This is a genomic window from Methylorubrum sp. B1-46, from assembly GCF_021117295.1.
In the GTDB taxonomy this organism is placed as follows: domain Bacteria; phylum Pseudomonadota; class Alphaproteobacteria; order Rhizobiales; family Beijerinckiaceae; genus Methylobacterium.
This window is the reverse complement of sequence record NZ_CP088247.1, coordinates 606,721-617,500: the sequence shown is the minus strand read 5'-3', so window position 1 is coordinate 617,500 and position 10,780 is coordinate 606,721. Positions and strand designations below refer to the sequence as shown.

General features: G+C 68.2%; 12 protein-coding genes (1 of these 12 cut by a window edge). 4 read left to right on the top strand and 8 right to left on the bottom strand.

Features of this window, described 5'->3' with window-relative positions; genetic code table 11:
• The 3 genes from cysT to LPC10_RS02975 form a co-directional block, all read right to left on the bottom strand.
• Window positions 1-756 carry the 5' portion of a sulfate ABC transporter permease subunit CysT gene (gene cysT, locus LPC10_RS02985; protein WP_231345400.1) on the bottom strand. Its footprint begins 99 nt before the window's first position, so 756 of the gene's 855 nt are visible here — the first part of the coding sequence; it begins with the start codon at window positions 754-756; the stop codon falls past the left edge of the window.
• A 4-nt stretch (window positions 757-760) separates the two neighbouring features.
• Complete coding sequence (locus tag LPC10_RS02980) at window positions 761-1,828, bottom strand: sulfate ABC transporter substrate-binding protein (protein WP_231345399.1); 1,068 nt, start codon at window positions 1,826-1,828, stop codon at window positions 761-763.
• Between the two features lie 219 nt (window positions 1,829-2,047).
• On the bottom strand, window positions 2,048-2,194 hold the full coding sequence (locus tag LPC10_RS02975; RefSeq protein ID WP_231345398.1) for a hypothetical protein: 147 nt from the start codon (window positions 2,192-2,194) through the stop codon (window positions 2,048-2,050).
• A 159-nt stretch (window positions 2,195-2,353) separates the two neighbouring features.
• On the opposite strand from LPC10_RS02975, the gene LPC10_RS02970 reads away from it, so the two are divergent.
• Window positions 2,354-2,770, top strand: coding sequence for a hypothetical protein (locus LPC10_RS02970; RefSeq protein ID WP_231345397.1), 417 nt, complete (start codon window positions 2,354-2,356; stop codon window positions 2,768-2,770).
• A gap of 323 nt (window positions 2,771-3,093) precedes the next feature.
• Here the strand turns inward: LPC10_RS02970 and LPC10_RS02965 are convergent, their stop codons facing one another.
• Window positions 3,094-3,297 carry a hypothetical protein gene (locus LPC10_RS02965; protein WP_108938633.1) on the bottom strand — a complete coding sequence of 68 codons (204 nt, stop codon included), beginning with the start codon at window positions 3,295-3,297 and terminating at the stop codon, window positions 3,094-3,096.
• 154 nt (window positions 3,298-3,451) lie between these two features.
• Between LPC10_RS02965 and LPC10_RS02960 the strand changes: the two genes are divergently transcribed.
• Window positions 3,452-3,871 carry a cupin domain-containing protein gene (locus tag LPC10_RS02960; protein WP_231345396.1) on the top strand — a complete coding sequence of 140 codons (420 nt, stop codon included), beginning with the start codon at window positions 3,452-3,454 and terminating at the stop codon, window positions 3,869-3,871.
• An 84-nt stretch (window positions 3,872-3,955) separates the two neighbouring features.
• On the opposite strand, the gene LPC10_RS02955 is transcribed toward LPC10_RS02960, so the two are convergent.
• The 3 genes from LPC10_RS02955 to LPC10_RS02945 form a co-directional block, all read right to left on the bottom strand.
• Window positions 3,956-4,594, bottom strand: coding sequence for a Crp/Fnr family transcriptional regulator (locus LPC10_RS02955; RefSeq protein WP_231345395.1), 639 nt, complete (start codon window positions 4,592-4,594; stop codon window positions 3,956-3,958).
• A gap of 125 nt (window positions 4,595-4,719) precedes the next feature.
• Window positions 4,720-6,054: an NAD(P)/FAD-dependent oxidoreductase gene (locus tag LPC10_RS02950; protein ID WP_231345394.1), complete on the bottom strand. Its 1,335-nt coding sequence runs from the start codon at window positions 6,052-6,054 to the stop codon at window positions 4,720-4,722.
• A 76-nt stretch (window positions 6,055-6,130) separates the two neighbouring features.
• Entirely contained in the window at window positions 6,131-7,084 is a 954-nt protein-coding gene (locus LPC10_RS02945) for a kelch repeat-containing protein (RefSeq protein WP_231345393.1), read from the bottom strand.
• A 162-nt stretch (window positions 7,085-7,246) separates the two neighbouring features.
• Between LPC10_RS02945 and LPC10_RS02940 the strand changes: the two genes are divergently transcribed.
• Together LPC10_RS02940 and LPC10_RS02935 are read left to right on the top strand one after the other, a co-directional pair.
• Window positions 7,247-7,972, top strand: coding sequence for a sulfate transporter family protein (locus tag LPC10_RS02940; RefSeq protein WP_231345392.1), 726 nt, complete (start codon window positions 7,247-7,249; stop codon window positions 7,970-7,972).
• A gap of 276 nt (window positions 7,973-8,248) precedes the next feature.
• Entirely contained in the window at window positions 8,249-8,503 is a 255-nt protein-coding gene (locus LPC10_RS02935; protein ID WP_231345391.1) for a hypothetical protein, read from the top strand.
• 565 nt (window positions 8,504-9,068) lie between these two features.
• Here LPC10_RS02935 and LPC10_RS02930 read toward each other — a convergent pair.
• The gene (locus tag LPC10_RS02930; protein WP_231345390.1) at window positions 9,069-10,721 is read right to left on the bottom strand and encodes an iron ABC transporter permease; all 1,653 of its coding nucleotides are present in this window, start codon (window positions 10,719-10,721) and stop codon (window positions 9,069-9,071) included.
• Window positions 10,722-10,780 lie beyond the last annotated feature (59 nt).

Below are 10,780 nucleotides of genomic sequence, written 5' to 3'. Positions count from 1 at the left end.
CGCGCCCGCATAGTCGAATTCCGAGAGTTTGATGACGATGAGCAGCGGTGCGATCTCGGAGACGTAGGGCAGGTTGCCGGCGATGAAGATGATCGAGCCGTACTCGCCGACGCCGCGGGCGAAGGCGAGAGCGAAGCCGGTCAGCACCGCCGGGATCAGCGGCGGCAGCACCACCCTTGTGAGCGTGGTGATCCGCGAGGCGCCCAGGATGGCCGAGGCCTCCTCGACCTCCTTGTCGATCTCGGCGATCAGCGGCTGCACCGTGCGGACCGCGAAGGGCAAGCCGATGAACACCATGGCGATGAAGATACCGACCGGCGTGTAGGCCGCCTCGATGCCGATCTTGGCGAGCTGTTCGCCGACCAGTCCGTTGGGTGCGTAGAGCGAGGCCAACGCGATGCCGGCCACCGCCGTCGGCAGGGCGAAGGGCAGATCGACCACGGCGTCGGCGAGCTTGCGACCGGGGAAATCGTAGCGGGTCAGCACCCAGGCGACGATGCCGCCGAAGATCGATGCCGTCAGAGCGGCGAGCAGCGATACGCCGAAGCTCACGCGCAGGGCGCTCGCCACGCGCGGGTCGGTCGCGACCTCCCAGATCCCCGAGAAGCCGAGACCGGACGCCTTCACGACGAGGGCCGCGAGCGGCAGCAGCACGATCACGCCGAGGCAGGTCAGCGTGTAGCCGAAGGTGATCCCGAAGCCGGGGATCACGCTCCGTTGGCGAAAACGCCGCCGTGGTTTCACTGGTTCGACCATTCGGTCAGCGCCCGGCCTTGCTCAGTTGATCGAACAGGCCACCATTGTCGAAGTTGGCCTTCTGGATATCGTCCCAGGAACCCTGGAGATCCTCGATCTTGAACAGCTTGATCTCGGGCAGTTGCGCCAAATCCTCGGGCTTGGCCGCCTCGCGCTTGATCGGGCGATAATGATGCTTGGCGAAGATCGCCTGCGCCCGGTCGCCGTACAGGAACTGAAGGTAAGCCTCGGCCTGCTTGCGCGTGCCGCGCTTGTCGACGTTGGCGTCGACCAGGGCAACGGGCGGCTCGGCGTAGATCGAGGTCGGCGGCACGACGATGTCGAACTTGTCCTTGCCGAACTCCTCCAGCACGAGGAACGCCTCGTTCTCCCAGGTCGGCAGCACGTCGCCGAGACCCCGCTGGGCGAAGGTCACGGTCGAGCCGCGGGCGCCGGTGTCAAGCACGGGGACGTTCTTGTAGAGCGAGCCGACGAAGGCGTTGGCCTTCTCCTTGTCCTTGCCTTCCTTCTCGTAGGCGTAGCCCCAGGCGGCGAGGAAGTTCCAGCGTCCGCCGGCGGAGGTCTTCGGGTTCGGGGTGATGACCTTCACATCTGGCTTAGCCAGATCGTTCCAATCCTTCACGGCCTTGGGATTGCCCTTGCGGACGAGGAATACCACGGTCGAGGTGTAGGGCAGGCCCTCGTTCGGGAGCTTGGTGCGCCAATCCGCCGGGATCTTCTGCGAGAGCTTGGCGATCGCGTCGATGTCGGAGGGAATGCCGAGGGTCACGACATCGGCGGGGATGCCGTCGATGACTGTACGAGCCTGCGCACCCGAGCCGCCATGGGCCGCGCGCACGGTGACCGTCTCGCCGGTCTTGGCCTTCCATTCTTCGATGAAGGCCGCGTTGATCTCGCGGTAGAGTTCGCGCGTCGGGTCGTAGGACACGTTGAGAATCTCGGTCTGCGCCCGGGCGCTGCCGGCCGATACGAGGCTGGCGGCCATGGCAAAGCCGAGGAGGGCTGCGCGCCGGTGGAGCTTTTTGCCCAGCTTGATCGGATGTCCGTCGAACACGTCGTCTCGTCTCCACATCGCGGGTCTTCACCCATCCATGAGGAGGAAGTGTTCTTTTTAAAGAACGATGTCAAGCTCGGCGCTATGCGCGATATGTCGACTTCAATCCCCTCCTCGGGCCATAGATAGGCCGATTAGCAAGTTTTTTCTCCCACTGCTCGGACATGCGAGAAGGAAGATCCATCAGTGCTCCGTTCTGAAGAAAGAACGTTTGGTGCAACGACGCGGGTGCGGCCGTCAGGCGGAAGCCCATTCGACCGCCAGCCAAACGCCGCGGGCCACGATGAACCACCAAGCCACGGTAACGACGAGAGCGCCGAGCAGACCGAGAACGGCGAAGCGGCGGCGAACCGGGCCTAGAAGGAGGCCGACAGTGTTCTTCATACAGGGCCACTCCTGATCTGGCAGAGAGTTCGGTCTCGACAAGGACCTTCAGAGCGTCGCCACAGGCGTGGCGGCGTGCCATCGCGACACATTCCGCGTCAGCTCGCACGGCTTTCGCTCCGCAGTGGCAAACGGTGAGCCACGGTTGCAGGCATTGCCATGGCGAGCCCCCTGACTCTGTCGCGCGACAGGCGCTTCAGGCTTCGGATTTGCAGCGAGGCCGATCACCGTCCCAATTTCGGACGATCCGATCTGTCCTGGAGAAAGCTTTTGGAAATGCCGCTGCCGGCCCTCGCGATGAACGCCTCGAGCGACGATGCGCGACCGATTCTCTTCGGTCTGCTCGCCGACGGGTCCGCCGAGACGCGCTTCATCGGCCTCAAAGATGCCCAGTGGGGCGACGGCCGTGCGGCGTCGGCGCGGCCTCGCTTCTCGCCCTCGGGCGACTGGTACGGCCGCTGGGCGATACAATCGCTGCACGGTACCCTGGGGCCGTACGCTGCGCCGATGGATCGCGGCGTGCGGCCGGAAGACATTGTGGTTCTAGGACCGCGCCGCCACGTCCGACGCTCCTGAGGCGGCCGGGCCGCGGCAAATCAACGAACCCATCCGCCGCGCTATGCTCGGTCGGTGGCATCGCTTAAGCTCTGGCCATGGACAACCAAGAGCTACGCGAGTCGCGGGCGGCCCTGATCCTGATGGCGGTGGCAGTGCTTGCCGTGCTGCTGTTCGGGGCCGTGACTCTGCTCGTGCAGGCCGCCGGATAGGGCATCGTGCCGAACGATGGCGCCGGTCTTTTTGAGAGACGATCTGTGCCGCGCCCTCACGGACGGTCTCTGGAGCATTGTCCTTGCATCGTCTTTTTCCGAAAGCCGGTGGCCACCTTTCGGGACGATGCTTTAATCCGCGAGCGAGCGGAGCTGCCGGTCGAGCGCTTCCAGGGCGCGAGCCTGATCGGGCTCGGGCTCGGGGCCGCTGACATAGGCGAGCGTCACCCGGGCGATGCGCAAGGCCGTCGCGAGATCGCGACCCTCGCGCTGCGCCTGCTCGATCACGGCGGCGACATCCGCCATCACCTGGGCGTTTCCCTCGTATCCCCGCATCGTCTCAGGGTCATCGATGTCCCGGCCGCGACCTGTGCGGCACCGCGTTCCCTAACATTTTCCGTCCTGTGATGAAACGCTTGGGGGGGCGACCCCTGTGCACCGCTCCGTCGCGCCGGCATAGTTCTGGCTCAACGAGACGGAGCATGGGCCCATGGACGAGGAGCAGGCAGCCGGCCACGGGGTGTTCGACGTGGCCGAGAGCGTGCGTCGTCTGCCCGAGACAGCGACGACGATGGTCGCCGATCACCGGTTCACCGACGACGAGACGGCCAGCGCCCGCGTCTTCCGGGTCTACCGGCCGACGCCCCCGCACTATCACACCACCTGCGATGAGTATCTCTACGCGCTCTCCGGGCGCTGCCGGATGCAGTTCGGCGATGCGCCGCCGGTCGAGGTCGGGCCGGGCACGCTCGTGTTCTTCAAGCGCGGCGTGGTGCATTCGGTGCCCGAAATCCTGGAGGAGCCTGTGGTGTTCCTCTCCGTCGATACCCCCCGCCGCGAGCCGCGCGACATTCGGTTCGTCGAAGCCGGCACCGGCACGCCGGAGAGCTTCATGCGGCAATCCGGGTAAGAGTGCCTCACAAAACTCCCGGTCACGACCGTTCTCGCTCTGGCGAGAACAGCGCGACGGGCGTCTCGTGAGAGACACGAAATCTCACAGCACGTCGCTGCCGGCCGCCGCGGCGGGCCGCGCCGTCTCCGCCGCCTCGGCGGCGCTCTGGAACAGGCGCTCGCTCGTCAGCTTCAGGAAGTAGAAGCCGAATTCTGGGTTCTGGTAATAGAGCTGCTTGACCTCGGAATAGGACAGGCAGCGCGCGGTGCCCGCCTCCACGCAGGCAAGCGACCCGGTCCGTTGGTTGCCCGGCGAGAGCATGCCGAGTTCGCCGACGATCTGGCCCGGCCGGATGTCGAGGCCCTGCTCGGCGATCCGGAAGCGTCCGCTCTCGATCAGGTACATCTCGTGCGCCGGGTCGCCCTTGAGGAACAGCACCTCGCCGGCCCGGAAGCGCCGCAGGGTGCCGAAGGGTTTCAGCCAGTCGAGGGAGAGGTCGCCGGAGGCCGCCCGCTCGGTCTCGCGCACGAGGCGGACCATCTCGTAGAGCCGCCACGCATTGAACGGGATCTGGATCGCCTCCGTCAGCATCACCGGCACGCTGCCGATCAGGAAGCCGTAGGTGATGACGGCGCAGCTCGCACAGAGCGCCACGATGCGCAGCGGGATCATCGTCCCCATCGCCGAGGAGGCGACGGTGAGTGCCGTCCCCAGATAACCGATCCCCTCGACCCAGTTCATCGTGATGCCCCCGCTCTCGGCCGGCCCTGGTCCGGCGGGCGCTTGCGCGCGCCTGTCGCACCGGCGGTTCGCGCATCCGGGCGGGGGATGCAAGGGGAAGCGGGAGGGGAGCGGTGCGGGAGCGCTCAGGCGCTCGCGCGACGATCCGGCAGGCACGCCGCGTCGGTGAGGGTGCCGGCGACGTGGTCGGCGGCGCGAAGCCCTTCTTCGTAGGCGCCGCCCGCGGTGCCCCATTGCGCACGGGAATTGGCCTCGCCGGCAAACCAGATCCGCTCGCCGACCGGTTCCTGGAGCATTGTCCGGGCCGCAGCGTGGCCGGGGGGAACCACCGCCCAGGAGCCGCGCGACCAGGGGTCGTGCCGCCAAGCGGTGACCGCCGGAATCGCGAGGTCGGCAAGAGCGCCGCGGCCGAAATGCTCCGCCAGCACCGCGCGGGCGAGGCGACGCGCCCCGTCGGGACCGGCCCCGGCGGCATCGAGGGCGCGCGTCAGGGCGGTGTCCAGCTCGAGATAGTGGAAGGGCGCGCCGTCGATCCGCGTCAGCATTCCCGGCGGCTTGGAATGTCCGCCGACCACGCTGGCGAGCCGGTCGCATCCGCTGAACGGGGCGGAGGGCCAGTGCAGCACGACGTGCTCATAGATGCCCGAGAGGAAACCACCGATGGCCTCGCGGGCGCGGTCGGGCAGGGGCGGCTCGAAGCGGAAGGCCTCTTGAAGCACGAACACCGGCACGGTGACGATGGCGGCCCGCGCCGCGATCTGCCCGCCATCGGCGAAATGCGCCCGCACACCCCGTCCCGACCAGTCGAGGCCGGTGACCGGGCAGCCGAGCCGGATCGGCAGTCCGAGGGCGAGCCGTGCCAGATAGGCGCCATAGCCGCCCGCGATGAAGAAATTGTCGCCGTATTCCAGACTCGGCCAGTCGTGCAGCGAGACCTCGTCGAGGGGCCGGCCCGAGACCAGGGCATGAACGAGAGCGATGCGCGCGCCCCAGGGGCCGAGATGGCGGGGCAGGGCGCGCGACGCCGGCCCGTCCTCGCTGCGGGCGGCCGCGTGCGTGATCGCCCGGTCGGCGACGCCGAAGGCGCGGGAGAAGGCGGCCTCCTCGGCTGGCCGTCCCGGACGGCGCCCGATCCAGAGATGCTCGTGCTGCGGGGCACGCCGCAGCGGCTCGCCGCGCGCTTTGCCCAGAGCGACGAGGGGATTGATCGGCCCGGCATGCAGCCAGTGCGCGCCGAGATCGACGGCGTGGCCCCGCAGCCGGGTCGTCATCGCTCGCCCGCCGACCCGGTCGCGTGCCTCGAGAACCGCGACGGACAGCCCGCGCTCGGTGAGCCGGCGGGCGGACGCGATGCCGGCCGCGCCCGCACCGATCACGATGACGTCGGGGGCTGTCGGCAGCGGCGCGAGGCGCGGCGTGACCGTCTGGCGGAAGCGGGCGTGCTCGGGGACGATGAGCATGGTCTCGATGCGAATCTGGGAAGGCGGCCCTGATGTCGTCCGCCGACCCGGCCGCGGCAAGCGCCTGCGTGATGGCTCATCGTGCGGGTGCGGTGCCGTTCGGGTCGAGCACCTCCACCGTGCTGGATCGGTCGCCGCCGGGCCGTGGACTCCCGGTCAGGGTGTAGATGCGGCCCTTGTAGGTCACGGCGCCGAAACCGTGCCGAGCGGTGGGAAGCCGGGCCAGAGCACGCCAGAGATTGGCCGGCAGGTCGAAGGCTTCGACCTCGTCGTAGGTTCGGCGGTTCGATTCGCCGCCGATGACGAAGACCTCGCGGCCGAGCACGGCGGAGGCGACGCCGCTGCGGGCGGTCGGCAGGGGCGCCGCCTCGCTCCAGGCGTCGCGCGCCGGATCGTAGACCTGGTTGGCCGAGAGATTCTTGCCCGAATCGCCGTCGATCCGGCCGCCGCTGGCGACGAGGCGGCCCTCCACGGCCTGCACCGCGAGGTGGTCGCGGGGCGTCGGCAGGTCGGCCGCCTTGCTCCAGCGATCACTGACCGGATCGTAGATTTCGTGGCTGCGCACGTTGCCGCGCCCCGAACCGCTGCCGCCGACCACGTGGATCCTGTCCCCGAGCAAGGCCGCTCCGCCGGCCGCCCGCGGGGTCGGCATCGGCGCACGGGGCTCCCAGGCGTTCCTCGCCGGGTCGTAGGCCCAAACCTTGTCGCTCGCCTCCCAGCCATTCACGTAACCGCCGAAGACGTAGATCCGACCGCCCTTCTCCGCCGCCATGGTATGGTGGACGGGGTAGGGGAAGGGCGCGCCCTTGTCCCACTTGTCCGCGGCGAGATCGTAGATCAGCAGTTCGGTCGCGCCGTTGTAATCGCCGATGACGTAGGCCTTGCCGTCGAGCGCCGCGACCGCAACCTCGGAACGCTCCGCTGGGGCGGAACTGGCGCCGGCCCAGGCGCCGACCTCGTGGGCGGTGGCGGGTGTGGCGGCGAGCAGGGCGGCAAGCGGAAGGAGACGGAGGAGGGACGGGCGTGCCATGCGCGGGGCTCCGGCGGATCTCGTTCCCGGAGCAACGCGTCAATCGCTCTCAAGAGCCCGGCTTTGTCGGCATTCCTCCGGAAACGACACTTGCGCCGCGGGAGCAGGGCGGCGAAAACCCAGCCTGGGCGGGCAGATCATCGAAAAGGACTGAAGGGCGCGATGCTCATGAAGGCCGCCGCCGCTGCCCTGCGGCAGGTATTCTCGCCCGCCCTGCGCGGAATCCTCTTCAAGTCGCTGGCGCTCACGGTCGGGCTGCTGGTGGTCGTCTGGTTCGGACTGACGCGCCTGATCCAGGCGTTTCAGGCGAGCCACCACATCTCGGCCGATTATCCGTTCTTCGACACGCTCGCCTTCTTCCTGGCCGGCGCCGGGCTGTTCGTGGCTTTGGCCTACATCATGCCCGCGGTGTCGATCCTCGTGGCCGGCTTCTTCCTCGACGACGTCGCCGAGGTCGTGGAACACAGCGACTTTCCTACCGACGCGCCGGGGCGGGCGCTGCCCTGGGGGCAGGCGCTCGGCTCGGCTCTGCGCTTCGCCGGCCTTGCCCTGCTCGTGAATCTCGTCGCGCTGATCCTCGTCTTCGTGCCGGGGGTGAACCTGTTCGCCTTCTTCGGCGCCAACGCCTACCTGCTCGGACGCGAATATTTCGAACTCGCCGCCGGCCGGTTCCGGCCGCTGCCGGAGGCGCGGGCGATGCGTGAGCATTACGGGTTCACGGTGATCGCTGCCGGTTGCCTGCTCGCCGGCCTGATGATCGTGCCGATCATCAACCTCATCACGCCGCTCTTCGGCGTCGCTCTGATGGTCCACCTGCACAAGGGGCTCGAGCGCAGGGCACTGCCCGGCCCGACGAGCACGGACACACGTCTGCCGAACCGGCGCTGAGCCGCGCCGCGGTCATCGAAAGCGACATCGTCACGAACCGAGGCCGGGGCCCTGGCCGGTCGTGCTGCGTCCGCGACGCGCAGCAGGCCGTTTCCCGTGATGCTTCAACCGCTTCCGATGAGGAAGGTGCGAGACAAGTCGAGGCCCGAATTTAATCCCTGACGGTGAGTGTGGCTCGGCACGTCATGCCAACGAATGAGCGTCTATATCAATACTACCAAAGGAGAAGTGCACTTTTCCTGACGGACCAATCGCAAGAAAGAGAATTATCTTTCAATGAATACAAAGTCCTTCGCCATTGCTGCCGCCATCATCGTCGGCATTGCTGCCCCGACCTCATCCGCCATGGCCTTCGACTACGAAAGCCGTCGGACCGCGCCCTACGACGTCGAGACCACGGGCTCGCTCGGTGTCCATGACAGCCCGAAGTACACGAGCTGCCCGATGAGTTCGGCGGCCGAGGGTAACGCGAACCAGCAGAATTTCCCGGTCAAGCAGTATGGCCAGACGGCCGGCGGACCGCGCTGCTGAAGCAACGATGAATGAAGTAAGGCGTGAGGCTGTCGTAATATCGTGCAAATCCCGAAATCGTTCGGAATTTTATCGATAGATGAGTCGGCGTTAGCCTCACATCCTCGCGATTAGAGCCGATCTTCTTCGTTTCGACCCAATTTTTCATCTCTTCTGATGGAATGGTCCGGCGTCCCCGTCGTTGATGGAGGTGCCGGGCCATTCTGGCCTCTTACCTGTCTCTCACCGTCTCCCGGCCATCCCCGCCACGCCGTGGGATCGGCTCGTCCGGAGGCTGTCAATGATCGCAAGGAGTTGACTGCGCATGCAGCTGAAGCCCGTGTCCTACGCCATGATTGCCGTGTTCGCCTGTGGCCTCGTGATGACCGTTGTCGGATCGATGAACGTCCTCCTCGGCGGCATGTGAGGACGGGGCGCGGCCGATCTGTTTGATTTCGTCTGGCGATCCTTCGGGACAGCGGAGTTAAGCCTCGGCGGGATCCCATCGCGCCAGCGCGATGGGCTTTCTTCAAGCGCCGGGCGGGCTGAACGAGACGCTTCCCGCTCGTATTAGACGGAAACCGCTTCAGGCGTCCGATCGGCGCTGCCGCAGCCCGGCATCCCGGTCGAGGCGCAGCAGCAACGCGACGGGGATCAGACCCGTCATGACGATCAGCAGCGCGCTCGCGGCACCGTCCTCGTAGGTGCCGCGGGCGGCCTCGCCGTAGAGGTGCGTGCTCAGGGTCTCGACGTTGAGCGGTCGCAGCAGCAACGTCACCGGCAATTCCTTCGCCATATCCACGAAGGCGAGCAGCGCCCCGCTCAGGACGGCGGGCCATGCCAGCGGCAATTGCACTGCGAGCAAGGTGCTGAAACGCCCACGCCCCAGCATCCGCGCCGCATCGGGAAGAGTCGAGGGGATGCGGGCGAAACCCGCTTCCGTCGCGCCGACCGAAATGGTGAGAAAGCGCAGCGTGTAGGCGATGACGAGCGCCGCGCCCGTGCCGAGGCCCACGGCCGGAACCCAGCCGAGCCCCGCGCCGGCCAGATGGCTCACCCCTGTATCGAGTAGGGCGAGCGGTGCGAGCAGCCCCACCGCCAGCACCGTACCGGGCATCGCGTAGCCGAGGCCGGCCGCCCGGATCAGCGCCGTCCCGCTTCGCCGCCCCAGCAGGTGCGGGGAGGCGGCCACCAGCAGCCCCACCGCGACCGTCACGAAGGCCGCGGCGCCGGCGTAGAGCACGGTGTTGAAGGCCTGCGCGGCCAGCGTCTCCGGCAGCCCCGTGGCCCGCAGCCGCTGCCAGGCGGAGCAGGCGAGATAGCCCGCCGGCAGGCCGAAGCCGAGGAGAACGGGGGTGAGTCCGAGGGTGAGGGCGAGACCCGCCCGCCAGCCGGAGAGGACCCGGCGCGCGGTCGTCCGGTCGCGATGGCCCGTGCCGGCATAGCCCCGGCCGCCGCGCGCGAGCCGCTCCAGCGCGACGAGACCGACGACGCCGACCAGCATCACCAGAGCAATCTGCGCGGCGCCGGGCAGGTCCGAGCGGTTCACCCAGGTCGCGTAGACCTGCACCGTCAGGGTGCGGACCCCCAGGAACTCGGCCGCGCCGACATCGTTGAGCGCCTCCATCAGTGCGAGGCCTGTGCCGAGGGCGATGGCCGGCCGGGCCAGGGGCAGCGCGACCCGGAAGAAGGTTCGCACCGGCCCGGCGCCGAGCATCCGGGCGGCCTCCAGCAGCGTCCCCGCCCGCATCAGGAACAGCGCCCGTGTCGGCAGGTAGACGTAGGGGTAGAGAACGAGGCCGAGGAGCAGGATGCAGCCCGGCAGCGAGCGCAGATCGGGGAAGCGGAGGTCGCGCGGGCTCGACAGGCCGAGGAGCGCCCGCAGGCCGCTCTGCACCGGCCCGAGCGGGTGCATCAGGTCGAGATAGGCGTAGGCGACGACGTAGGTGGGTACGGCGAGCGGCAGCAGCAGGGCCGCATCGAGGAGCCGGCGGCCGGGGAAGGCGAAGGCCGAGACGAGCCACGCCGTTCCGGTGCCGAGCCCGATCACCAGGAGTCCGACGCCGGCGAGCAGCAGGCCGGTGTCGCGGATCGCCTGGGGCAGGACGTAGGCCGCCAGATGCGGCCACAGCTCGCCGGTCCCCTCGGCCGCCGCGACGGCGAGCGAGACGACCGGCGCCAGGAGGATGACGGCCAGCAGCGCCGCCGCAGCATGAAGGAGGCCACGTGCGGGCTTCATGGATGCGTCTTGGGTCCGTTCCTTCGGCCGGCCGCCTCGGGAACGGACCGGTATCAGTT

Bases quoted from the DNA above. Each gene is read 5' to 3' on its own strand.
- LPC10_RS02945 (WP_231345393.1), bottom strand. From the start codon at position 7,084: ATGGCACGCCCGTCCCTCCTCCGTCTCCTTCCGCTTGCCGCCCTGCTC.
- LPC10_RS02950 (WP_231345394.1), bottom strand. From the start codon at position 6,054: ATGCTCATCGTCCCCGAGCACGCCCGCTTCCGCCAGACGGTCACGCCG.
- LPC10_RS02970 (WP_231345397.1), top strand. From the start codon at position 2,354: ATGGCGAGCCCCCTGACTCTGTCGCGCGACAGGCGCTTCAGGCTTCGG.
- LPC10_RS02960 (WP_231345396.1), top strand. From the start codon at position 3,452: ATGGACGAGGAGCAGGCAGCCGGCCACGGGGTGTTCGACGTGGCCGAG.
- LPC10_RS02940 (WP_231345392.1), top strand. From the start codon at position 7,247: ATGCTCATGAAGGCCGCCGCCGCTGCCCTGCGGCAGGTATTCTCGCCC.
- LPC10_RS02965 (WP_108938633.1), bottom strand. From the start codon at position 3,297: ATGCGGGGATACGAGGGAAACGCCCAGGTGATGGCGGATGTCGCCGCC.
- LPC10_RS02980 (WP_231345399.1), bottom strand. From the start codon at position 1,828: ATGTGGAGACGAGACGACGTGTTCGACGGACATCCGATCAAGCTGGGC.
- LPC10_RS02975 (WP_231345398.1), bottom strand. From the start codon at position 2,194: ATGAAGAACACTGTCGGCCTCCTTCTAGGCCCGGTTCGCCGCCGCTTC.
- LPC10_RS02930 (WP_231345390.1), bottom strand. From the start codon at position 10,721: ATGAAGCCCGCACGTGGCCTCCTTCATGCTGCGGCGGCGCTGCTGGCC.
- LPC10_RS02955 (WP_231345395.1), bottom strand. From the start codon at position 4,594: ATGAACTGGGTCGAGGGGATCGGTTATCTGGGGACGGCACTCACCGTC.
- LPC10_RS02935 (WP_231345391.1), top strand. From the start codon at position 8,249: ATGAATACAAAGTCCTTCGCCATTGCTGCCGCCATCATCGTCGGCATT.